Annotated in this window: 22 protein-coding genes and 2 tRNA genes; 17 read left to right on the top strand and 7 right to left on the bottom strand. The window is 63.8% G+C overall.

The annotated features are described in order from the left end of the window. Positions 1 to 7: 7 nt before the first annotated feature. From clpX to K5658_RS02995, 6 genes are all read left to right on the top strand, one after another. Entirely contained in the window at positions 8 to 1,288 is a 1,281-nt protein-coding gene (clpX, locus tag K5658_RS03020; protein ID WP_221065517.1) for an ATP-dependent Clp protease ATP-binding subunit ClpX, read from the top strand. Between the two features lie 150 nt (positions 1,289 to 1,438). Then, on the top strand, positions 1,439 to 3,856 hold the full coding sequence (gene lon, locus K5658_RS03015) for an endopeptidase La (RefSeq protein ID WP_246628551.1): 2,418 nt from the start codon (positions 1,439 to 1,441) through the stop codon (positions 3,854 to 3,856). A gap of 305 nt (positions 3,857 to 4,161) precedes the next feature. Continuing rightward, positions 4,162 to 4,434 carry an HU family DNA-binding protein gene (locus K5658_RS03010; RefSeq protein ID WP_221065515.1) on the top strand — a complete coding sequence of 91 codons (273 nt, stop codon included), beginning with the start codon at positions 4,162 to 4,164 and terminating at the stop codon, positions 4,432 to 4,434. Positions 4,435 to 4,446: 12 nt separating this feature from the next. Beyond that, positions 4,447 to 4,522: transfer RNA gene (locus tag K5658_RS03005), tRNA-Val, on the top strand. Between the two features lie 9 nt (positions 4,523 to 4,531). Then, a tRNA-Asp gene (locus tag K5658_RS03000) sits at positions 4,532 to 4,608 on the top strand. 99 nt (positions 4,609 to 4,707) lie between these two features. Beyond that, positions 4,708 to 6,576 carry a SurA N-terminal domain-containing protein gene (locus tag K5658_RS02995; protein WP_221065514.1) on the top strand — a complete coding sequence of 623 codons (1,869 nt, stop codon included), beginning with the start codon at positions 4,708 to 4,710 and terminating at the stop codon, positions 6,574 to 6,576. Between the two features lie 36 nt (positions 6,577 to 6,612). Here the strand turns inward: K5658_RS02995 and K5658_RS02990 are convergent, their stop codons facing one another. Further along, the gene (locus tag K5658_RS02990; protein WP_221065513.1) at positions 6,613 to 7,614 is read right to left on the bottom strand and encodes a TraB/GumN family protein; all 1,002 of its coding nucleotides are present in this window, start codon (positions 7,612 to 7,614) and stop codon (positions 6,613 to 6,615) included. A gap of 209 nt (positions 7,615 to 7,823) precedes the next feature. Between K5658_RS02990 and K5658_RS02985 the strand changes: the two genes are divergently transcribed. After that, entirely contained in the window at positions 7,824 to 9,446 is a 1,623-nt protein-coding gene (locus K5658_RS02985; protein ID WP_221065512.1) for a sensor histidine kinase, read from the top strand. After that, positions 9,443 to 10,798, top strand: coding sequence for a sigma-54-dependent transcriptional regulator (locus K5658_RS02980; RefSeq protein ID WP_221065511.1), 1,356 nt, complete (start codon positions 9,443 to 9,445; stop codon positions 10,796 to 10,798). Before K5658_RS02985 ends, K5658_RS02980 begins: the two co-directional genes overlap by 4 nt. 70 nt (positions 10,799 to 10,868) lie before the next feature. Here K5658_RS02980 and K5658_RS02975 read toward each other — a convergent pair whose 3' ends face one another. Together K5658_RS02975 and msbA are read right to left on the bottom strand one after the other, a co-directional pair. Further along, the gene (locus tag K5658_RS02975) at positions 10,869 to 11,378 is read right to left on the bottom strand and encodes a hypothetical protein (RefSeq protein WP_221065510.1); all 510 of its coding nucleotides are present in this window, start codon (positions 11,376 to 11,378) and stop codon (positions 10,869 to 10,871) included. Between the two features lie 158 nt (positions 11,379 to 11,536). After that, a complete protein-coding gene (gene msbA, locus K5658_RS02970) occupies positions 11,537 to 13,306 on the bottom strand; it encodes a lipid A export permease/ATP-binding protein MsbA (protein WP_221065509.1) in 1,770 nt (589 codons plus the stop codon). A 96-nt stretch (positions 13,307 to 13,402) separates the two neighbouring features. Here msbA and K5658_RS02965 point away from each other — a divergent pair, with 96 nt between their 5' ends. Next, positions 13,403 to 13,663 (top strand): hypothetical protein, encoded by a 261-nt coding sequence (locus K5658_RS02965; RefSeq protein ID WP_221065508.1) that lies wholly within the window; start codon positions 13,403 to 13,405, stop codon positions 13,661 to 13,663. A gap of 42 nt (positions 13,664 to 13,705) precedes the next feature. On the opposite strand, the gene K5658_RS02960 is transcribed toward K5658_RS02965, so the two are convergent. From K5658_RS02960 to rpmB, 3 genes are read right to left on the bottom strand one after another with little or no spacing between them, the layout of a single operon-like run. Then, positions 13,706 to 13,900 carry a CstA-like transporter-associated (seleno)protein gene (locus tag K5658_RS02960; RefSeq protein WP_221065507.1) on the bottom strand — a complete coding sequence of 65 codons (195 nt, stop codon included), beginning with the start codon at positions 13,898 to 13,900 and terminating at the stop codon, positions 13,706 to 13,708. Between the two features lie 15 nt (positions 13,901 to 13,915). Beyond that, on the bottom strand, positions 13,916 to 14,071 hold the full coding sequence (gene rpmG / locus K5658_RS02955; protein WP_221065506.1) for a 50S ribosomal protein L33: 156 nt from the start codon (positions 14,069 to 14,071) through the stop codon (positions 13,916 to 13,918). Between the two features lie 19 nt (positions 14,072 to 14,090). Continuing rightward, on the bottom strand, positions 14,091 to 14,327 hold the full coding sequence (gene rpmB, locus K5658_RS02950; protein ID WP_221065505.1) for a 50S ribosomal protein L28: 237 nt from the start codon (positions 14,325 to 14,327) through the stop codon (positions 14,091 to 14,093). Between the two features lie 111 nt (positions 14,328 to 14,438). Between rpmB and gshB the strand changes: the two genes are divergently transcribed. The 8 genes from gshB to K5658_RS02910 all read left to right on the top strand — a co-directional run bounded on the left by gshB (position 14,439) and on the right by K5658_RS02910 (position 21,081). Continuing rightward, positions 14,439 to 15,395, top strand: coding sequence for a glutathione synthase (gene gshB, locus K5658_RS02945; RefSeq protein WP_221065504.1), 957 nt, complete (start codon positions 14,439 to 14,441; stop codon positions 15,393 to 15,395). Positions 15,396 to 15,403: 8 nt separating this feature from the next. Beyond that, positions 15,404 to 16,225, top strand: coding sequence for an energy transducer TonB (locus K5658_RS02940; protein WP_221065503.1), 822 nt, complete (start codon positions 15,404 to 15,406; stop codon positions 16,223 to 16,225). Positions 16,226 to 16,252: 27 nt separating this feature from the next. Next, on the top strand, positions 16,253 to 17,173 hold the full coding sequence (locus tag K5658_RS02935; protein WP_221065502.1) for an energy transducer TonB: 921 nt from the start codon (positions 16,253 to 16,255) through the stop codon (positions 17,171 to 17,173). A gap of 100 nt (positions 17,174 to 17,273) precedes the next feature. Continuing rightward, positions 17,274 to 17,846, top strand: a complete 573-nt coding sequence (locus tag K5658_RS02930; RefSeq protein WP_221065501.1) for a YqgE/AlgH family protein — start codon at positions 17,274 to 17,276, stop codon at positions 17,844 to 17,846. 4 nt (positions 17,847 to 17,850) lie between these two features. Further along, positions 17,851 to 18,321 (top strand): Holliday junction resolvase RuvX, encoded by a 471-nt coding sequence (gene ruvX / locus K5658_RS02925; RefSeq protein WP_221065500.1) that lies wholly within the window; start codon positions 17,851 to 17,853, stop codon positions 18,319 to 18,321. Then, positions 18,314 to 18,820 carry a bifunctional pyr operon transcriptional regulator/uracil phosphoribosyltransferase PyrR gene (gene pyrR, locus K5658_RS02920; protein WP_221065499.1) on the top strand — a complete coding sequence of 169 codons (507 nt, stop codon included), beginning with the start codon at positions 18,314 to 18,316 and terminating at the stop codon, positions 18,818 to 18,820. The genes ruvX and pyrR overlap by 8 nt, the downstream gene beginning before the upstream one ends. 3 nt (positions 18,821 to 18,823) lie before the next feature. Further along, the gene (locus tag K5658_RS02915; protein WP_221065498.1) at positions 18,824 to 19,804 is read left to right on the top strand and encodes an aspartate carbamoyltransferase catalytic subunit; all 981 of its coding nucleotides are present in this window, start codon (positions 18,824 to 18,826) and stop codon (positions 19,802 to 19,804) included. Then, complete coding sequence (locus K5658_RS02910; protein WP_221065497.1) at positions 19,801 to 21,081, top strand: dihydroorotase; 1,281 nt, start codon at positions 19,801 to 19,803, stop codon at positions 21,079 to 21,081. The genes K5658_RS02915 and K5658_RS02910 overlap by 4 nt, the downstream gene beginning before the upstream one ends. A gap of 75 nt (positions 21,082 to 21,156) precedes the next feature. On the opposite strand, the gene K5658_RS02905 is transcribed toward K5658_RS02910, so the two are convergent. Continuing rightward, complete coding sequence (locus K5658_RS02905; protein ID WP_221065496.1) at positions 21,157 to 22,455, bottom strand: hemolysin family protein; 1,299 nt, start codon at positions 22,453 to 22,455, stop codon at positions 21,157 to 21,159. Positions 22,456 to 22,484: the final 29 nt, after the last annotated feature.

The raw sequence follows: 22,484 nt of genomic DNA, 5'->3' as shown, positions 1-22,484 counted from the left end.
GTGTGCGATGAGTGACGACAGACACGGCAAAGACGGGGGCGGCAAGCTCCTTTATTGCTCGTTTTGCGGTAAAAGCCAGCATGAGGTGCGCAAGCTCATCGCCGGTCCCGCCGTTTTCGTCTGCGACGAATGTGTGGAATTGTGCAACGACATCATCCGCGAGGAACTCCAGGAGAGCGCCTCCTCCGGCATGGACAAGCTGCCCAAGCCCAAGGAAATCAAGGCGGTCCTCGACGAATACGTGATCGGCCAGGAAAAGGCCAAGCGTATCCTGTCGGTGGCCGTCTATAACCATTACAAACGGCTCCGCGCCCAAAGCCACGCCAAGAAGAGCGACGTGGAATTGGCTAAGAGCAATATCCTCCTGATCGGCCCGACCGGCTCCGGCAAGACCTTGCTGGCCGAAACCCTGGCCCGTTTGCTGGACGTGCCCTTCACCATCGCCGACGCCACCACCTTGACCGAGGCGGGCTATGTCGGCGAGGACGTGGAGAACATCATCCAGAAAATCCTCCAGAAGTGCGATTACGATGTGGAAAAAGCCGAATCCGGCATCGTCTACATCGACGAGATCGACAAGATTTCCCGGAAATCCGACAACCCCTCGATCACCCGCGATGTGTCGGGCGAAGGCGTGCAGCAAGCCCTGCTCAAGCTGATCGAAGGCACGATAGCGTCGGTGCCGCCGCAAGGGGGCCGCAAGCATCCGCAACAGGAATTCTTGCAGGTCAACACCGCCAATATCCTGTTCATTTGCGGTGGCGCGTTCGCCGGGCTGGAAAAGGTCATCCGCGCCCGCTCCGAGAAGGGTGGCATCGGCTTCTCCGCCGATGTGAAAAGCAAGGACGAGAAGCGCAACGTCGGCGAAATCCTCAGCGAGGTGGAAGCCGAGGACTTGATCCGCTACGGGTTGATCCCGGAATTCGTGGGTCGCTTGCCGGTGGTCGCGACCCTGGAAGAACTCGACGAAGCGGCCTTGGTCCGTATCCTGACCGAGCCCAAGAACGCCTTGGTCAAGCAGTACAAGAAGCTGTTCGAGATGGAAAGCTGCGACCTGGAAATCCGCGAGGACGCCCTGAAGGTGGTCGCCAAGCGGGCCATGGACCGCAAGACCGGCGCCCGCGGCCTCCGCACCATCCTTGAACATACCCTGTTGGATACCATGTACGAACTGCCCTCATCCGAGCATGTGTCCAAGGTGGTGATCGATGAAAAGGTCATCAAAGGCGAAACCGAACCCTATTTGATCTATAAGAGCGGCGAAAAACACCTCGCCTCGGGTGAATAACCCTAGAATCCACCCGACAATTAACCGTAAATAAACAATCGCCCGCTTGCGGGCGATTTTTTTTGCGGTTTTATTTCAGCGCCCCTTGTATTCATTCCCCCCCCGCCTATATCTTCAATCCACCCCCTCCTACAACCAATGGTCCCCCCTATGGATAGTTCAACGCATGCCACTTTGAAAACCGTCCCGGTTCTGCCCCTGCGCGACGTGGTGGTTTACCCGCACATGGTCATCCCCCTGTTCGTGGGCAGGGAAAAATCGATCCTGGCCCTGGACAGCGCCATGCGCGACAACAAGCAGATACTGCTGGTGGCGCAAAAGGAAGCCGAGGTCGACGACCCCGGTTTCGAAGACCTGTACACGGTCGGCACGCTGTCGAACATCCTGCAATTGCTCAAGCTGCCGGACGGCACCGTCAAGGTGTTGGTCGAAGGCAGCGAGCGCAGCCGGGTGGAAAAATACAAGGTGCTGGACAAGTTCTTCATGGCCCAGGTCGTGCCGCAAGAGGACGAACTGAGCATCGGCGAACAAGAATTGGATGTGCTGGTCCGCACCGTCATCAACACCTTCGACCAGTACGTCAAGCTGAACAAGCGCATCCCGCCCGAAGTCCTCAACTCGCTGGCCGGCATCGACGACCCCAGCCGCTTGGCCGACACCATCGCCGCCCACATGACCATCAAGATCGAGGACAAGCAAATCATCCTCGAATCCAGCGACATCACCGCCCGCCTCGAACGCCTCATGACCTTGATGGAAGGCGAGGTGGACATGCTGGAAATGGAAAAGCGCATCCGCGGCCGCGTCAAGCAGCAGATGGAGAAGAACCAGCGCGAGTACTACCTGAACGAGCAGATGAAAGCCATCCAGAAGGAATTGGGCGAAATGGAGGACGTGCCCAACGAATTCGAGGAACTGGCCCGCAAGATCAAGAAATCCGGGATGCCGGAAGCCGCCCGCGTCAAGACCGAGACCGAGCTGAGCAAGCTCAAGCTGATGTCGCCCATGTCCGCCGAGGCCACGGTGGTCAGGAACTACATCGACTGGATGGTCGGCATGCCTTGGAAGAAGCGCACCAAGGTCAACCACAACCTCAAGCACGCCGAGGAAATCCTGGAAGCCGAACATTACGGCCTGGACAAGGTCAAGGAGCGCATCCTGGAATATCTGGCCGTGCAACAGCGCGTCAAGAAGCTCAAAGGCCCGATCCTGTGCCTGGTGGGGCCGCCCGGCGTCGGCAAAACCTCGCTGGGCCAGTCCATCGCCCGCGCCACCAACCGCAAATACCTACGCATGGCCCTGGGCGGCGTCCGCGACGAGGCGGAAATCCGCGGCCACCGCCGTACCTACATCGGCTCCATGCCCGGCAAGATCCTGCAAAACATGGCCAAGGTGAAAACCCGCAATCCCATGTTGATGCTGGACGAGATCGACAAGATGGCGATGGATTTCCGCGGCGACCCGGCCTCCGCCCTGTTGGAAGTGCTGGACCCCGAACAGAACCACACCTTCAACGACCATTACCTGGAAGTCGATTTCGACCTGTCCGAAGTGATGTTCATCGCCACCGCCAACACGCTGAACATCCCGGCCCCGCTGCTCGACCGCATGGAAGTGATCCGCATCGCCGGCTACACCGAAGATGAGAAGATCAACATCGCCCTGCGTTACTTGATCCCCAAGCAGATCAAGAACAACGGCCTCAAGGAAACCGAAATCCACATCAACGAATCCGCCATCCGCGACATCATCCGCTACCACACCCGCGAAGCCGGGGTGCGCAACCTGGAACGCGATATCGCCAAGATTTGCCGCAAGGTGGTGAAGAACCTGGCCTTGAAGCCCAGTAGCAAACGGGTCAACGTGACCAACCGCAACCTGGAGGATTACCTGGGCGTGAAGCGCTTCCGTTATGGCCGCGCCGAGGAAAACGACCAGATCGGCCAAGTCACCGGCCTGGCCTGGACCGAAGTGGGCGGCGAATTGCTGACCATCGAAGCGGTCATCATGCCGGGCAGCGGCAAGCAGACCTACACCGGCAAGCTGGGCGAAGTGATGCAGGAGTCGATACAGACCGCCATCACCGTGGCCCGCACCCGCTCCGACATCCTGGGCATAGACCCCACTTTCTACCAGAAGCACGATGTGCATGTGCATGTCCCCGAAGGCGCGACCCCGAAAGACGGCCCGAGCGCGGGCATCGGCATGTGTACCGCCCTGGTGTCCGCGCTGACCAAAATCCCGGTGCGCTCGGACGTGGCGATGACCGGCGAAATCACCCTCAGGGGCGAGGTGCTGCCCATCGGCGGCTTGAAGGAAAAGCTGCTCGCGGCCCACCGCGGCGGTATCACCACCGTCCTGATTCCCGAGGAAAACGAGAAGGACTTGGCGGAAATCCCCAAGAACATCAAGCAAGACCTCGCCATCATCCCGGTGCGCTGGATCGACGATGTGCTGAAAATCGCGCTGCAACGCATGCCCGAGCCGCTGCCCGTCCCGCCCCCGGTGGTGGAAGGCGAAGGCGTCGCCCTCCCCGCGATGCCCGCCAGCAGCATGATCGCCCACTGACCCCACCCCGCCGACCGGCCCGTCGCGCAAGCCCGCGAACGGGCCGGAAGCCGCGGAAATCAAGGCTCCCAGGCCCATCCCGCCTTGACACGGCTTTTCCTGTGCTGATAAATTCCCCCCCCTATCGAGCGGGCGCGACCGCGGAAACACGGCTTTCGGGAATGGCTCAAGCCGGTTTCCCCTGGCTTGAAGACACAGGGATGGCACCGGGCCGATCCCCACATCCAGCCCATCGCCGCCCGGCACACCCAAATGTGCTTTCATCGAACATCACCGATTAATCCCAACTCACCTAGGGGGAATGAATGAATAAAGCGGAACTTATCGAGGCGATCTCCGACGCGGCCGACTTGACCAAGGCGGATGCCGGGCGCGCGTTGGACGGTGTCATCGATGCGATTACCGAAGCCTTGCGCAAGGGCGAAACCGTGTCCTTGGTGGGCTTCGGCACCTTCCTGGTGAAGGAACGCGCCGAGCGCCTGGGCCGCAATCCGCAGACCGGCGATTCGATCACCATCCAAGCCGCGAAAATTCCTGCATTCAAGGCTGGCAAAGCCCTGAAAGATGCTGTACAATAGCCTTCTCTTTCAGGGTGCTTAGCTCAGCTGGGAGAGCATCGCCCTTACAAGGCGAGGGTCGTAGGTTCGATCCCTACAGCACCCACCAAGTTAATTTGGAGCGGTAGTTCAGTTGGTCAGAATACCGGCCTGTCACGCCGGGGGTCGCGGGTTCGAGCCCCGTCCGCTCCGCCAAACCAAGAAAAAAGCCCCGCGCATCACGCGGGGCTTTTTTTTAGCTCCAAGGAAATGCCCCGTCCCCAGCCCTTTCTTTCCACTCGGTAGGTTCCGCTTATGCTCCAAGCGATTCGTGATCGTGCCCAAGGCATCTTTGCCTGGATAATGTTGATTCTGATCGGCGTGCCCTTCGGCCTGTGGGGTATCCAGAATTACATGGATACCGGCAAGGAAAAACCGGCGGCCGTGGTGAACGGCCACGAAATCTTCGACCGCGAAGTGAACCAGGCCTACGAGCGCAGCCTCACCAGCCTGATGGGCATCGACTTCGACGAGAAGCAGCTCCGCCAGGAAACCCTGGAACGGCTGGTCCAAGAGGAAGTCCTCGTCCAAAGCGCCGAGGACGAATCCCTGACCATCGGCGACGCCGAGATGCGCGGCTTCGTCCAATCCCTGCCCTATTTCCAGACCGACGGCAAGTTCGACAAGGACAAATACAAGGCCTTGCTGTCGTCCCAGGGCATGAACCCCGAACAATTCACCGCCCAGGTCCGCCGCGCCCTGGTGATGGAGCAATATCAAAAAGGCATCCTCGACAGCGCCTTCGCCACCCAGGACCAAGTGGACGCGCTGATCCGGCTCAGGAACCAGGAGCGCGAGATCGAGTACGCCACCGTGCCGCTGAAGCCCTCGACCCGCGCCTTCGCCGATACCGAGATCGAAGCGTATTACCGCGAGCATCTGGCGGACTTCAGGAATCCCGAGAAGGTCTCCATCGAATATGTGGTCCTGGCCCTGGAAGACCTGGCGAAGGAGGTGCAGATCGGCGAGGACGAACTGCGCCGCCAGTACGAGGAACACAAAGCCAATTTCGGCACCGAGGAGCGCCGCAAGCTCAGCCATATCCTGATCCCGGTGGAAGACGCCGCCGCCGATCCCGCCGCCCTCGCCAAGGCCAAGGCCCTCCGCGAACGGCTGGCCAAGGGCGAGGATTTCGCCAAGGTGGCCCAGGAAGCCTCGGGCGATCCCGTCTCGGCCAAGCAGGGCGGCGACCTGGGCTTCATGGACAAGAGCGCCATGGAAGACAGCTTCGCCAAGGCGGTCGCGGCCTTGCAGCCGGGCGCGGTGTCCGAGCCGGTCAAAACCTCGTTCGGCTACCATCTCATCAAGTTGACCGAGCTGGTCCCGGCCCAGATCAAGCCCTTCGACGCGGTGAAGGCCGAGTTGCTCAAAACCGCCCAGCACAACGCGGCGGAGAACAAATTCTACGATCTCGGCCAGACCCTGACCGAGCAGGCTTTCGAACATCCCGACAGCCTGGAAGCCGCCGCCCAGCAGCTCAAGCTCAAGATCGAGCAGGCCGGTCCCTTCACCCGCGAGGCGGGCGAGGGCGTGGCGACCGAGGAAAAGGTACGCACCGCGGCGTTCAGCGCGGACGTGCTGAACGGACGCAACAGCGACCCGATAGAACTGGAGGGGGAAAAAGCCCTGGTGCTGCGTGTCAAGGAGCATCAACCGGCCTCGGACAAACCCCTGGCCGAAGTCAAGGACGGCATCCTCGCCAAGCTGCGCGACGAAGACGCCCGCCGCGAGACCCGCAAGCAAGCCGATGGGTTGTTGCAGCAGGTAAAGGCGGGCAAGGGCTTCGCGGAAGCCGCGAAGGGCGCGGGACTCGCGGTGAATAAACCGGCGATCTTCAAGCGCGGCGAGGACAAGCTACCGGCGGCCCTGGTCGGCGCGGCGTTCAAGACCCCGCGCCCCCAGGACGGCAAACCGACCCCCAACAGCGCCGAACTGGATACCGGCGAGGTCGCCATCTTCAACCTGTTGACGGTGAAGGACGGCGTGCCCTCCGCCACCGATCCCAAGGAAACCGATTCGGCCCGGCAATTCCTGTCCCGGAGCCTGGGGCAGCGCGAATTCACCGCCTTCGCCGCCCGCCTCAGGGAACTCGCCGAGGTGAAGTTCAAGCAGCCCGAATCCTGATCCCGGCCGGCGCGGGGCGTCGCCCCGCGCTTCCCCTCACTCGCGGGTCGCCCTGAATCCCTTCGCTTCCAGGGCGGCCAGCAATCCAGCCTCCCCCACCACCCGCCGCGCATCCACCACCACGAAATAGGTCCGGCCATCGGCGGCCATCTCGTCCAGGCTGCGGGCCAGGGCCTCGTTGCGCGATTTCAGCCATTGCTCCGAGGATTTCTGCGAGGCCGGCACGGCCACCAGCGCCCGCCGCACCGTGAATTCCACCGATTCGGGATCGCCCTTGCGCCAAGCCTCGTCCAGGGCTTTGAAATACTCGTTCCGGGCATCGGCCTCGTGCAGGGCTTCCAGCAGGAACACCTCCTGCTCGGCATCGGCCATGCCGTCGAAGCGCTTGGCCTGTTCGGCCTGCGGATCGAATTCGACGATGGGCTTGAGGGTTTCCGCCGCCTTGACGAAGCTCTTGGCCGTGGCGAGTTGTTCGTCGTACCCCATGCGCTTGAGCGCCGCGCCCCTGAGGTTCAAAGCCGCCAGCCAAGGCCGCTGGGCGTTCAGGGTATCCTCGGCGATATCGAGGCTTTTGGCGAGTTCGAGCGCCTTGCGCCAGGTGCCGGGCTTGACATGGTCCTCAAGGCCGGTGCCGTCCTTGTATTCGCCCTTGGCGATGAGGGCGGGTTGCGCCGCCGCCTCCCCCGCGGTGTCGAGATCGTCGACGATCACCAGTACATTCGCGCCGGCGAAGGCGTCCATCAGCTTTTCCGGCAAGGGATACATATCGGCGGTGCCGAAACCCAGCCCACCCAGGAGATAGAGGGATTTCTTGCCGGAACCGAGCTGCCACAGCAGTTGCGGACGGTTCTCCCCCGGATTGAGCCGGGACAGGGCGGGCGACAGACCGGCGGAGGTCTTCTCCTGGCAAGGCTTGTCCTGATAGAACACCTTGTTGTTCTGGTCCAGGCATTTATGGACGCCGGCCCAGGGCGTTCCGGGCGCGAGGGCCAGGACCAGGGCCGACAGCAGGGCGCGGGAGCGTGTGGTCGAGATCATGGGGGGGATCGTGGGTGTGGATGGGTGTTTCCCGGCGCGGAAGCCCTGGGAACCCCGCCGAACAGGAGGGCCCAGGTTCCGATGCGACGGCCTGTATCGGTATAAATTTAGCGCAAGGCCCGGTAAAGGCCAAAGCCCGGCCCGCCCCCGATTGGCGCGACCCGAAATCATCGGTACGATGCGGGCTTCACCGAACCCCCCGCGCCACCATGGAACATTCCGAAACAATCGCGCCCTGCCCCCTCTCCAAACAATACCGCATCGACGCGACCCAAGCCTGGAATTCGCTCACGGTGTTCTTCCTGTACCGGCTGGCGCTGGGCGGTACCCTGGTGCTGTTGTTTTTCCTCAACGCGCTGCCCTCGGGCCTGGGCAGGTTCTCGCCGCAGCTCTACGCCTTCTCGGCCTGCCTGTATCTGGCGTCGATCTTCCTGGCGGCCATCCCGCTGTCGTTGCGCCGGCCCGCGTTCGGATTCCAGGCCCAAACCCAGGTTTTCGTGGATATCATGCTGATCCCGTTCATCATGCTGGCTTCCGGCGGCATCGGCAGCGGCGTCGGCGCCTTGCTGGGCTTGTCGGTGGCGGCGGGCGGCATCCTGGTCGGCGGGCGTTGCGCCATCGTGTTCGCGGCCCTCGCCAGCCTCGCCGTGCTGGTGGAGGAGGTCTACGCCGACCTGGGCGATTTGTTCCACAATACCAATTACCCCTATGCCGGCATGTTGGGCGCTTCCTATTTCGGCATCGCCCTGCTGGCCATGGTCCTGGCCCGGCGGGCGGAGCAGAGCGAGGCCATCGCGGCCCAGCGCGGCATCGACGTGGAGAACCTCCAACAGCTCAACGCCTTCATCATCCAGAACATGCAATCCGGCATCCTGGCGGTCGATGGCCATCACCGCATCCGCCTATCCAACGAAGCCGCCGAGCGGCTCTATCCCCATGCGCCACACTGCCAGGCGCTGGAAAGCGTCTGCCCGTTCCTGGCCCAGCATTTCCAGCGCTGGCTGGCCGATCCCGCCCGCAACGGCGCCGACCTCAAGACCGCCGACGGCCAGCCCGTCCACGCCCGTTTCACCCGGCTGGGCCGGACCCAGCCGCCGACCTATATGATCTTCCTGGAAGATAGCGTCCTCCGCAACGAACGGGTCCAGCAAAGCAAGCTGGCCTCGCTGGGGCGGCTCACCGCCAGCATCGCCCATGAAATCCGCAATCCCCTGAGCGCCATCAACCACGCCAGCCAATTGCTGGAGGAATGTCCGGGCCTGGGCGGCAAGGACCGGCGCCTGGTCCAGATCATCATCGAACACGCCGCCCGCCTCAACTCGGTGATCGAAAACGTGCTGCAACTCTCCCGCCGCGGCGAGGCGCGGCGGGAAACCCTCCCCCTGGTGGAAACCCTGGCGGATTGGCTACGCGAGTTCGAGGCGCGGCAGGGGCTGGGACCGGCCCAATTCCTGCTGGATGTGAAAACCCGCCCGCCCCAAATCAGCGTCGATCCCACCCATTTCAAGCAAATCGTCGAAAACCTATGCTCGAATGCGCTGAAATACGGGCATCCCGAACTCGGCCCCATCGTCCTGCGCGTGGGCCGGGTCCAGGGCGAGCCCTATGTCGCGGTGCTGGACCACGGCGCTCCCCTGGACGCCGAGACGGTCCAGCACCTGTTCGAGCCGTTTTTCACCACCTCGTCCACCGGCACGGGCTTGGGGCTGTATATTTCCCGTGAACTGGCCGAACTCAACCAAGCCCGGCTGGAATACGGGGCGATCAACGGAGAAGCCCGTGGTTTCCGGCTATATTTGCCGGATGCAGAGAAAAACAGCGTTGCCCTATGAACAAATCGACCGCCCTAGTCATCGACGACGAACCCGCCATCCGCGAACTTTTGGAAATGACCCTCGAACGCATGGATATCGATGTCCGCGCGGTGGGCAGCCTGGCCCAGGCCAAGCAATCCTTGCAGTCCGGGAGCTTCGACATCTGCCTCACCGATATGAAGCTGCCCGACGGCAACGGCCTGGACCTGGTCGAATATATCCAGGCCCATTGCCCGGCCCTGCCGGTGGCGGTCATCACCGCCCATGGCAGCATGGAAGCCGCCATCCGCGCCATGAAAAGCGGTGCCTTCGATTTCGTCAGCAAGCCCCTGGACCTCGGGGTATTGCGCAACCTGGTCCATACCGCGCTCAAGCTGCGCGGCCAACCCCGCGAGCGCCGCTCGCGCCAGGTCCTGCTGGGCGAATCCGAGGCCATGCGCGAGATCCGCGCCAAGATCGCCAAGCTCGGGCGCAGCCAGGCCCCGGTGTTCGTCAGCGGCGAATCCGGCACCGGCAAGGAATTGGTGGCCCGCCTGATCCACGCCATGAGCCCCCGCGCCGACCAGCCCTTCGTGCCGGTCAACTGCGGGGCCATCCCCGAGGAACTGATGGAGAGCGAATTCTTCGGCCATAAGAAAGGCAGTTTCACCGGCGCGGTGGCGGACAAGCAGGGCCTGTTCCAGGCCGCCAACGGCGGCAGCCTGTTCCTGGACGAGGTGGCCGATTTGCCCCTGAGCCTGCAAGTCAAGCTGTTGCGGGCCATCCAGGAAAAATCCGTGCGCCCGGTGGGCGAGGCCAAGGAAATCCAGGTCGATACCCGCATCATCAGCGCGACCCACAAGAACCTGGCGAAACTGGTGGAGGAAGGCGCGTTCCGGCAGGATTTGTTCTACCGCATCAACGTGATCGGGGTGCATGTGCCCTCCCTGCGGGAACGGCGCGGCGATATCCCCATCCTGGTCGACCATGTCCTCGACAAGCTGGCCGCCATCAACCACGAACCCCGCGCCCAATTGGCCCCCGAGGCGCTCGACGCCCTGATGGGCTACCGCTTCCCCGGCAATGTGCGCGAATTGGAGAACATCCTGGAACGGGCCGTGGCCCTGTGCGAGGACTGGCGCATCATGGTGGGCGATTTGGACCTGCCGGAAAGCCTGTCCAGCCGCCCCGCGCCGGGCGGGGAGGACGCCCCGTCCCCGCCCCTGCCGGAAGAAGGCGTCTCGCTGGAAAACTATATGGACGAAATCGAAAAACAGGCCATCATCCGCGCCCTGGAGAAAACCCGCTGGAACCGGACGGCGGCGGCGAAACTCCTGGGAATCACCTTCCGCGCCCTGCGCTATAAACTGAAGAAACTGGATTTGGAATAATCGGCCAGGGTATCGCAATCCATAGAAAAGCCCCGTTCCAGGGGCTTTTTAGCGTTCGGGAAAACCCGGATCAGGCGTGGTATTTCTCGAGGTGGCGGAATTTCTCCAGGGCTTCCTTCACCACCACGGCACCCGCCCCGTCCAATTCGCTGGGCTTGTAGATATGGTCCAGCAAACCCTCCTCGACCAGGGCTTCCTTGAGCCATTTCTTGGCGAAACGGTAGTTGGTCGGGAAAGCCGCCGTCTCGCCGGTGGCGGGATTGCGGAGGTTCGGGCCGCGCTCGGGCAAACCGGCCTTGGCCGGAGCGGCGGGGGCGGGTTCGGCGGCGGAAGCCGGCCCGGTCGTGGGTTCGGCGATTTCGGGTTCGGCGGCGGCCTGGACCACGGGCGCGGGTTCGGCCACGGGCGTGGGCGCTTCGATGTCTTCCGCCACGGCGACCACCGCTTTTTCCTCGCGGGCGGCGGGTGCCGGATTTCCAGGACAAACCTGCCCGCTTTGGATTTCCGCGACGGTTTTGAATACCTCGCGGGCGACATATCCCAAGAATGCCAAAGTAAGCAAGAATAATAACTCGGTCATAACATCCCCTCTTCTTGTAATTATCGCGGCCGGTGCGCCAGCCGGGTATCGGACCGCGCAGCCGATAACCTTCGGCTCCGCGCCGGTCCCGCACAACATAGGCGGAATCACCCAAAACCGCAATATGGCGACCCGCCCGGCGCGACGGCCCGGAAGATTCAAACAGCCGGGCTGCCGAACTGCATCCGGTACAAATCGGCGTAATAGGAAGGCCCGGCCAACAATTCGGCGTGGGTGCCGGCTTCGACGATACCGCCATCGCGCATGACATAGATGCGGTCGGCGTTCTGGATGGTGGACAGGCGGTGGGCGATGACCAGGGTGGTGCGGCCCCGCATCAGGAGTTCCAGGGCATCCTGGACATTGCGCTCGGACTCGGCGTCCAGGGCCGAGGTGGCTTCGTCCAGGATCAGGATCGGCGCGTCCTTCAACAGGGCGCGGGCGATGGCGATGCGTTGGCGCTGGCCGCCCGACAGCACCACGCCTTGCTGGCCGACCTGGGTATCGAAGCCCTGGGGCAGGTTCTCGATGAAATCCAGGGCGAAGGCGGCGGCGGCGGCGCGGCGGATGTCCTCGCGGCCGGCGTCGCGCTTGCCATAGGCGATGTTGTTCGCCACCGTGTCGTTGAACAGGGTGACTTCCTGGCCGACATAGGCGATATGGCGGCGCAGGCTACTGAGGCTGAAATCGCGGATATCCAGGCCGTCGACCAGGATGCGCCCTTCGGTGGCCTCGTACAAGCGGGGCAACAGCCGCGCCAGCGAGGTCTTGCCGCTGCCGGAATGGCCGACCAGGGCGATGGTCCGGCCCGGCTCGATGGCGATGTCGATGTTGCGCAGGGCGTATTCGCCACCGTCGCGATAGGCGAGGCCGACGCCTTGGTATTCGATGCGGCCCTGGGTGGACAGGAGCTCCAGCTTGCCGGTGTCGCGTTCGCGGCCCGCGTCCAATACCTCGAAGAGGCTATCGCCCGCCGCGATCCCGCGTTGCAGGATGCTGACCAACTGGGTCACGCGCTTGATCGGGCTTTGCATCATCGCCATCGCCGCCACGAACGACACCAGGCTGCCGGGGGTCAGGCTGGAACGCACCGAATCCAGCGAGGCCACATAGAGGATGGTGGCGATGCCGCCGATGTAGATGAACTGGATGATCGCGCCGCTGATGGCGTCGGTGGCGATCAGGCGCAACTGGCGGCGCTGGTTGCTCTCGTTCTCGCGCTTGAACTTTCCGGTCTCGTAGTCCTTGCCGTTGAAGACCTTGACCACGCGCTGGGCATCGAGGACTTCCTGGGCCACATGGCCGACATTGCCCATGGACTCCTGGATGCGCATGGAAATCTTGCGGAAGCGCTTGCTCACCTGCCGGGTGCCGATGCCCAGCAACGGCCCCACCACCATCATCACCAGGGACAACAAGGGATTCTCGTACACCATCAGCGCGGTCAACCCGACGATGCTGAGGCTGTCCTTGAACACGGTGACGATGCCGGTGCTGAGCGAGGTCGCCACCTGCTCGGTGTTATAGAGCAGCTTGGACAGCAATTGGCCGGAGGAGGATTGGTCGTAATAGGCGCAGGGCAGGTTCAGGAATTGGTCGAACAGGTCGCGGCGCAAATCGGCGATGACCCGGCGGCTGACCCAGCCCGAGTAATAGTCGCTGAGGAACCCGGCCACGCCGCGCAACACCGACAGCCAGACCAAGGTCCAGGCCGCCTCGCGCAGCACCTCGGGACCGCTCTGGATGAAACTGCCATCGACCAGGGATTGGGTCAGTTTGGCGAAGGCAGGACCCATGCCGGCGTAGACGATCATCGCTACAATGGAGACGACGAACATCCGCCAGTGCGGCAAGGCATAAGCCCACAGCCTGCGATAGACCACCCTGCCATCGGCCAGCGTCTTGCGTTGGGGATCGGTTTCACTCATCGGCGGGTCTCGGTAGGGCTGGATACGCGGGCGGGCCGCCCGCGCTGGGCCGGGGGTTGGTCAGGTGGCGAATACTAGCAAACATAGGAGAACACCATGAACGTCCAAGAAGAACTCGGCAAATTCCGGGATGGCTTGCTGCAACAACGCGATGAGCTGGTCGTGCAATTGAACTTGGCGAAATTGGAAGCGCGGGAGGAATGGGAACGGGCCGAAGCCAAATTGGAGGAATTCTCGACCAGGCTGGAAGGGGCCGCCGCCGAGGCCAAGGACGCCTCGGACGACGTCTGGGCCAGCGCGAAGATGCTCGGGGAAGAACTGAAAAGCGCCTATGAGCGCATCAAAAGCCGCCTGTAAGGCCAGGAGGCATCCCGCCGCGACCGGCGGTGGGGTGCCCGGCTAACAGCAACGCTTGACGCCGCTCCAGCGGCGTTGGACTTCGGCCTCGTGGAACGCCTTGCGGCTCAGGGGTTCGCCGCCCTCGTGGGCGTGGCGGGAATGCCAGTGGGACAGATAACGCTCGTAGGCGTCGTCCCCGGTGGCCTCCCGCAGCCACCGCCAGCAGCGTTCGAGGCCCGGAAGGCGCGGCGGCATTCCGAAACCCAGGGATTACTTGATCTTCGCTTCCTTGTACATCACATGCTTGCGGACGACGGGATCGAATTTCTTGATCTCCATCTTCTCCGGCATGTTCTTCTTGTTCTTGGTGGTGGTGTAGAAATGGCCGGTGCCGGCGCTCGATACCAATTTGATTTTGTCGCGCATGATCTAAACTCCGAAACCCTTAGACGCTTTCGCCACGCTTGCGGATGTCCGCCAAGACCGCGTCGATGCCCTTCTTGTCGATGGTGCGCAGACCCTGGGTCGAAACCCGCAGCTTCACCCAACGGTTCTCGCTCTCCACCCAGAAGCGGCGGTCGTGCAAGTTGGGATTGAAGACCCGCTTGGTCTTGTTGTTAGCGTGGGAGACGTTCTGGCCTACAATACGGCCCTTGCCCGTCACCTGGCATATTCTGGACATGGTTAACCTCTGCTCGCCTTGGCTGACACGAAAAAACCACGCTTTATAAAGGATGGCCGCGCCCCAAGTCAAGCCGGAACCCGGCTTCCCCTTCCCTTCAGGAACCGCACCATGAGTATCAAGCTCGGGATCGTCATGGATCCCATCGGCAAAATCAAAATCCACAAGGACACCAGTTTCGCGCTGCTGCTGGAAGCCCAGGCGCGGGGCTATGAACTGTATTACATGGAATTGAACGACCTGTACCTGCGCGATGGCCGCACCCACGCCCGGATGCGCTCCCTGAGGGTCCAGCGCAACGAACTGTCCTGGTTCAGCCTGGGCGACGGCGAAGACCTGCCGCTGGACCGCCTCGACGTGGTATTGATGCGGAAAGACCCGCCGTTCGACCAGGAATATATCTACGCCACCTATCTCCTGGAATGCGCCGAGAGCCGGGGCGTATACGTGGTCAACAAGCCGCGTTCCCTGCGCGATGCCAACGAAAAGCTGTTCACCGCGTGGTTTTCCCACTGCTGCGCCCCGACCCTGGTGGCGCGGGAAGCCGGCAAATTCCGCGAATTCCTGCGCGAACAAAAGGAAATCGTCCTGAAACCGCTGGACGGCATGGGCGGGGCCTCGATCTTCCGGGTGGCGGAGAACGACCCCAACCTCAGCGTGATCCTGGAAACCATGACCCGCCACAACACCCGCTATGCCATGGCCCAGCGCTATCTCCCGGCAATCGTGGACGGCGACAAGCGCATCCTGGTGGTGAACGGCGAGGCCGTGCCCTATGCCCTGGCGCGGATTCCGGCCCAAGGCGAAAGCCGCGGCAACCTGGCGGCGGGAGGCCGGGCCGAGGGCCGCGAACTCACCGCCCGCGACCGCTGGATCGTCGAGCAAGTCGGGCCGACCTTGAAGGAACGCGGCCTGGTGTTCGTGGGCTTGGACGTCATCGGCGACTACCTCACCGAGGTCAACGTCACCAGCCCGACCTGCGTGCAGGAATTGGATAAATTCTTCAACCTCAACATCAGCGCCAAACTCATGGACCATATCGAAAGCGTGGTCCACCGCCCGGTTTGATCCGCCCCATGCACGACCGCACCGCCAACGACCGTTTCCTCATCGCGCTGCTGCTCGCGGGCTTGGTCCACGCCGTGGCGATCCTGGGCATCGGTTTCGAGCCGCCTAAATCCCCGCGGGCCAAACCGGCCTTGGCCGTCACCCTGGCCCGCAACCCGAGTTCGGCGGCCCCCAAAACCGCCGACGCCCTGGCCCCGGAACACCAGCTCGGCGATGGCGCGGCCCCCCGGAAAACCCTCCCGGACCCCGAAGCCGCCCATCCCGCCGCGACCGGCGAGCCCCAGGCCGAACAACCCCCCCTCCCCGCCCAGGACTCCAGCGCGGCGGCCCGGCGCAAACCGGTCCTGACCCAGGCCGAATCCGAAAAAGCCATTCCCAGCGCCGATGACGAACCCCGCCCGCCGCAACCCCAATCCGTCCAGGCCCAGGCCATCGAAATCAACCCGCCGCGGGATACCGAGGCCGAGGGCCTCCGCAAGGTGTTCATCAATTCGGTCAATGCCCAGAAATACAAGGCCGCCGCCTATGAACGGGCTTGGCAGCGGGAAATAGAGCGTATCGGCAACCTGCATTATCCCGACGAGGCCCGGCGGCAAAAACTGTCCGGGAGCTTGGTGATGGTGGTGGCGCTGCGCCAGGACGGCACGGTCCACGATATGAAGATCACCCATTCCTCCGGCCATGCCGTGCTGGACGACGCCGCCAAGCGCATCGTCGCCCTGGCCGCGCCGTTCAGCCCGTTTCCGGCGGAACTCCGGCAGGAGGCCGATGTGCTGGTCATCACCCGGACCTGGCGGTTCTACAATGATTCGCGGCTCCAAACCGAATAGGATGCCACGCGCGCGCAAACCTGCCCCATGAGCGGAGCCCTCAACCATCCCATCGGCCAAGGCTTGATCGTCCTGCTGGTGGTCGTCGTCCATGCCCTGGCGTTCCTGGAATTCACCCCCGAACCCCCGGGGCCTCTGAGGATCGCGCGCCCGCTGGATGTCGCCTTGATCCAAGCGCCCCGGCCCGCGATCCCGCCAAACCCGGCCCCGCCCCCCGAACCACCGCCCCCGCTGGAAGCCACCACGGCCCCCACGCCAAAAACGCCGCCCCAGCCCGCCCCACCCCGCCCGGTACCGCCCCAACGCGCCGGACACGCTCCACACGCTCCGGTCCCGGCTCCCGCCCCCGTGCCCGTGGCCAAGCCCAAACCCGCGCCCACACCGCAGCCGAAGCCCGTCCCCAAGCCCGAACCCAAGCCCACGCCCGCGCAGCCCAAAGCGCCCAAACCGACCGTGGAAGCCCACCACGAACCCGCCCCTTTGCAAGCCCCACCCAAGCGGCTCGACCTCGGCTCCCTGAGCCAGCAAATCACCGAAGTCAGCACCGACCTCAACCACAAGCGCACCGCCCAGGCCGATGGACTCCGCTTCCTGCACATCAACGCCACCAACGCCGCCCAGCACAAAGCCGCCGACTACCTCTACGGCTGGGAACGCAAGCTGAGGGATATCGGCAGGTTGGGTCCGGGTTCCGCCAAAACCGGCGGCGGGGACGGGTCGGGCAGCGTCCATTTGCGCATCGCCCTCCGCGCCGATGGCAGCCTCTACAAAATGGAAAAAATCCACTCCTCGGGCGATAGGGACCTGGACGCGGCGGCGGAGGGCATCGTCCAACGGGCGGTGCCCCTGCCACCATTCCCTAAGGGCTTGCGCGAAGAATGCGATGTGTTGGTCAACGACCGCGTATTCCAGTTCGAGAACGGCAACCTGTTGGAACAGGACCGTTGAGCGGAACCCCCGGAAGCCCCGTCCCACACCCTCCAGTCGGCCCGCCCGGTCCGGCCGGCCCGGCTTGCGCCCGTCCACCCCGAAGGCCGATACTATCCCCATGATCGAAACCACCGCCAACCTCACCAACCATTTCCTGATCGCGATGCCGGGCATGACCGACCCGCTTTTCGCCAGGACCGTGACCTACCTCTGCCAGCACAACGAGGAAGGGGCGTTAGGCATTATCGTCAACCGCCCTTCCGAACTGACCCTGGCCGATATCATGGAGCAAATGGAAATCGACGTGGCCGCGCCCACGGTCGGGCAAATCCCGGTCTATTACGGCGGTCCGGTCCAACCCGAGCGCGGTTTCGTGCTACACGGGCCCATGCCCGGCCAGCAATGGAGCTCCTCCCTCAAGGTCTCCGACCAAATCTCCCTCACCACCTCCCGCGACATCCTGGAAGCCATCGGCCAGGGCGAGGGACCGCACGACGTCCTGATCGCCCTGGGCTACGCCGGTTGGGGCAAGGGCCAATTGGAACGCGAGATCGTCGAGAACGCCTGGCTGAACGCCCACGCCGACCCTTCCATCCTGTTCCAGCGCCCGGCGGCGAGCCGCTGGAAAGCCGCGGCGGAACTGATGGGCGTGAACATCGCCCTGCTGACCACGCCCGCCGGGCACGGCTGATCCGATGCGCGAAGAATCCCAAGTCCCCGAACTCGGCGGCGGCACCTACCTCGGCTTCGATTACGGCGCGCTCAACATCGGCGTCGCGGTGGGCCAAAGGGTCACCGCCACCGCCACCGGGCTCGAAACCATCCGCGCCACCAGCGAACAAGCCCTCTGGGGCGCCGTGGCCCGCCTGGTCAAGACCTGGCAGCCCTCCGCCTTCGTGGTCGGGATGCCCTACCATCCCACCGGCGAGGTGAACCCCATCGTCCAGCCCATCCTGAAATTCTGCGAGCAACTGGAAAAGCGCTACCGCCGCCGGGTCTACATCATGGACGAAACCCTCTCGACCAAGGAATCCCAGGAAATCTTCTACCGCGAACGCTCCAAGCGCTCGGTGCAGTTCGCCGATATCAAGGACGAACTCGCCGCCCAGCTCATCCTGCAAACCTGGCTGAAACACACGGCCCAACGCGAAACCCCCGATGCCTGAACCCACCCTGGAAGTCGCCACCCTGCTGGACCGGCTGGAAGCCAGCCTGCGCCAAGAAATCGCCCGCCGCCCCCTTAGAGACCCCGCCATGATCGGCATCCACAGCGGCGGCACCTGGGTCGCCGAACAACTCCACGCCCGGCTCGGCCTCAAGGAACCCCTGGGCGTGCTCAACATCGCCTTCTACCGCGACGATTTCTCCCAGATCGGGATGCACCCCCAGGTCCGGCCCAGCCTGCTGCCGTTCCGGGTCGAGGGCCGCGACATCCTCTTGATCGACGATGTGTTCTACACGGGCCGCACCATCCGCGCCGCGCTCAACGAGATATTCGACTACGGGCGTCCGGCCCAGGTGGTGTTGGGCGTGCTGCTGGAACGCGATGGCCGCCAGATTCCCCTCCGGCCCGATTGCATAGGCGGCGAACTGGCCCTGGAACCCGGCCAGCGCATCAAGCTGACCGGACCCGATCCCCTGCGCTTCACCCTACACCGTGTGTAAACCATGCTCCCCAACCACGACGCGCTACAGTTGGACGCCCATGGACGCCTGCGGCATTTCCTGACCCTCGAAGGCTTGGGCCGTCCGCTGCTGGAAAACATCATGGACCGGGCGGAATCCTTTTCCAGCGTCACCGAACAGACGGTCAAGAAAGTCCCGCTGCTGCGCGGGAAGACCGTGGTGAACCTCTTTTTCGAGAACAGCACCCGCACCCGCACCACCTTCGAGCTAGCGGCCAAGCGCCTCTCCGCCGACGTACTGAACATCAATATCGCCACCTCGGCCACTTCCAAGGGCGAGAGCCTGCTCGACACCGTCCGCAACCTGGAAGCCATGCACGTCGATATGTTCGTGGTGCGCCACGCCGCGAGCGGCGCCCCGCATTTCATCGCCCGCCATGTCGCCCCGCATATCAGCGTCATCAACGCCGGCGATGGCCGCCATGCCCATCCCACCCAGGGGATGCTGGACGTGTTCACCATCCGCAAACTCAAGGGCGGTTTCGCGGGGCTCAAGATCGCCATCGTCGGCGATGTGCTGCATTCGCGGGTGGCGCGTTCGGAGATACAGGCGCTCAACATCCTGGGCGTCCGGGAAATCCGGGTGATCGGCCCGCGCACCCTCTTGCCCGCCGCCGTCGAAACCCTGGGCGTCAAGGTGTTCCACACCCTGGAACAGGGCTTGGAGGATGTGGACGTGGTGATGATGCTCCGGCTGCAAACGGAACGCATGAGCGGTGCGTTCATCCCCAGCGTGCATGATTATTTCGCCCGCTTCGGCCTGACCGAGAAGCGCCTGGAACGCGCCAAGCCCGACGCCATCGTCATGCATCCGGGTCCGGTCAACCGCGGCATCGAGATCGACCCCGAGGTGGCCGACGGCCCGCGCTCGGTGATCCTGCAACAAGTGACCCATGGCATCGCCATCCGCATGGCGGTCATGTCCATGGCCATGAGTCCCGACGGCGGAGACAAAACGGCATGAGCCCACGCATCCTCATCAGCGGCGGACGGGTGGTCGATCCCGCCTCCGGTGGCGACTCCATCCAGGATTTATATATCGCCGGGGGCCGCATCGTCGGCCTGGGCGCGAAACCGGACGGCTACGCGGCGGATTTGGAGATTCCCGCCCAGGGCCACATCGTCAGCCCCGGTTTCATCGACCTCTGCGCCCGGCTCCGGGAGCCCGGCCAGGAACACAAGGGCACCATCGCCAGCGAGGGCAAGGCCGCGTTCGCCGGGGGCATCACCACCCTGTGCTGTCCGCCCGATACCAGCCCGGCCATCGATTCCCCCGCCGTGGTCAACCTGATCCTGGAAAAAACCGAAGCGGCGGGCGGACCCCGCATCCTGCCCATCGGCGCCCTGACCCCCGAACTCAATGGCCGCGACCTCAGCGAGATGGGCGCCTTGAAAAACGCCGGCTGCCTCGCCGTCGGCAACGCCCACGCGCCCATGGCCAATACCCTGGTGCTGCGCCGGGCCATGGAATACGCCGCCAGCCACGACCTCCTGGTCGTCGTGCGCCCGGAAGACCCCTATCTGGCCGACTCGGGTTGCGTCCACGAAGGACCGGTCAGCACCCGGCTGGGGCTGCGCGGCATCCCCTACGCGGCGGAAACCGTGGCCGTGGCCCAGGTCTTGGCATTGCTGGAACCCACCGGCGCCCGCGTGCATTTCGCCCAGATCAGCTGCGCCCGCGCCGCCCGCGCCATCGCCAGGGCGCAGGACAAAGGCGAGCCGGTCAGCGCCGATGTCGCCGCCCATCAACTGCATCTGACCGAGGCCGATATCGACGGTTTCGACGCGCTCTGCCATGTGCGCCCGCCCCTGCGCGGCCTGGGCGACCGCGACGCCCTGCGCCTCGCGGTGCGGGATGGGACGCTCGCGGCGATCTGCTCCGACCACCAGCCCCACGAGCCCGACGCCAAGCTCGACGCCTTCCCTTCGACCGAACCCGGTATCTCCAGCCTGGAGACCCTGCTGCCACTGACTTTGGCCTTGGTGGAACAGGGCGCGATGGCGCTGCACCCCGCCCTGGCGGCCTTAACGTCGCGGCCTGCCACCCTGCTGGGGCTGGATGCGGGGAGTTTGCGGGTGGGCGCGGTGGCCGATATCTGCGTGTTCGATCCAGAGGCGGAATGGACCGTGGGGGAAGGGAATTGGCTGAGCCGGGGGCGGAATACGCCGTTCTGGGGGAAGAACCTGAAGGGGCGGGTGGGTTATACGCTGGCGGCGGGACGGGTGGTTTTCCAGCGCTGACACGCCCTGCTTGCGGGGAAGCGGAAGCAGGGCTTCCGCGCTTCCAAACCGCGCTGGGGAACGAGTGGGTCTCCTTTACTCGGGTCCGGCCTCCAGCGGCACCACCATCACCTTATCCACCCGGTTCTTGTCCATATCCACCACCTCGAAGCGGAACCCCTCCCACTCGAAATGATCGGAAGCACGGGGCACGCGGCCTAGCTGCACCATCACGAAACCGCCGATGGTGTGGAACCCGCCCGCAGCCTCGTCGGGCAACTCCTCCACATCGAAGATTTGCTTGAACTTCTCCACGCTGAGGACGCCATCCAGCAGCCAGGAACCATCCTCGCGGCGCACGGCCTCGGGTTCGTCCTCCGCCTCGCTGTCGGAGGGCAGGTCGCCGACGATGGCCTCCAACACATCCTTCAGCGTCACCAGCCCGGCGATTTCACCGTATTCGTCCACCACCAGGGCCAGCGCGGTCTTGGCACGCTTGAACTCCTCCAGCAATTGCACCGGACTCAGGGTCTTGGGCACCGAATAGGCGGGCCGCGCCGCCCCGGCCAGTTCCATGCGCTCGCCGCGCAAGGCCCGCCGCAGCAAATCCTTGGCCTGGATGAAGCCCAGCACGTTATCCAAGCCGCCCTTGCACACCGGGATGATCGAATAAGGACTCTCCACCAGCTTGTGGCGGTTCTCCTCGAAGCAATCCTCCACGTCCAGGTAATAGATATCCATGCGCGGCGTCATGATCGCGCCGATGCGGATATCGTCCAGCCGCAGCACATTCGACACCATCTCCTGCTCGCGCTTGTGGAACACGCCGGCCTCGGTGCCCTGGTCGATCATCAGCCGGATTTCCTTTTCCGTGATCTGCGGCTCGTCGGTCTTGTGGGCGCGGAACAGCCGCAGCACCACATCGGTGGAGAAGCTCAACATCTTGACCAAAGGGTAGGCCAGGATCGACAACCCGTTCATGGGCCGGGCCATCACCATGGCGATGGACTCGGGCCGGTGCAGGGCCAGCCGTTTGGGCACCAGTTCGCCGATGATGAGCGAGAAATAGGTGATGCCGAACACCACCACCGCCAGCGACAAGCCATGGCTATAGGGCGCGATTTCCGGGAACTGGGCCAGATAATCCGCCAGCTTGCCGGACAACGCGGCCTCGCCATAGGCGCCGCTGAGGATGCCGATCAAGGTGATGCCGACCTGGATGGTCGAGAGGAAGTTGCTGGGTTCGTTCGCCAGTTTGAGGGCGAGCTTGGCGCTTTTCACGCCATCCTCGACGGCTTGTTGCAGGCGGATTTTACGCGAGGAGACGATGGCGATTTCCGACATCGCGAACAGGCCGTTCAGGATGAACAAAAGGGCCAGGATCAGGATTTCCATTCAAGGGATGGGGGTAGTGGACTTTGGAA

The sequence above is a fragment of the Methylomagnum ishizawai genome, from assembly GCF_019670005.1.
GTDB classification, from domain to species: Bacteria; Pseudomonadota; Gammaproteobacteria; order Methylococcales; family Methylococcaceae; genus Methylomagnum; species Methylomagnum ishizawai.
Note: the sequence above shows the minus strand (reverse complement) of the source record. Positions and strands in the feature narration are given on the sequence as shown.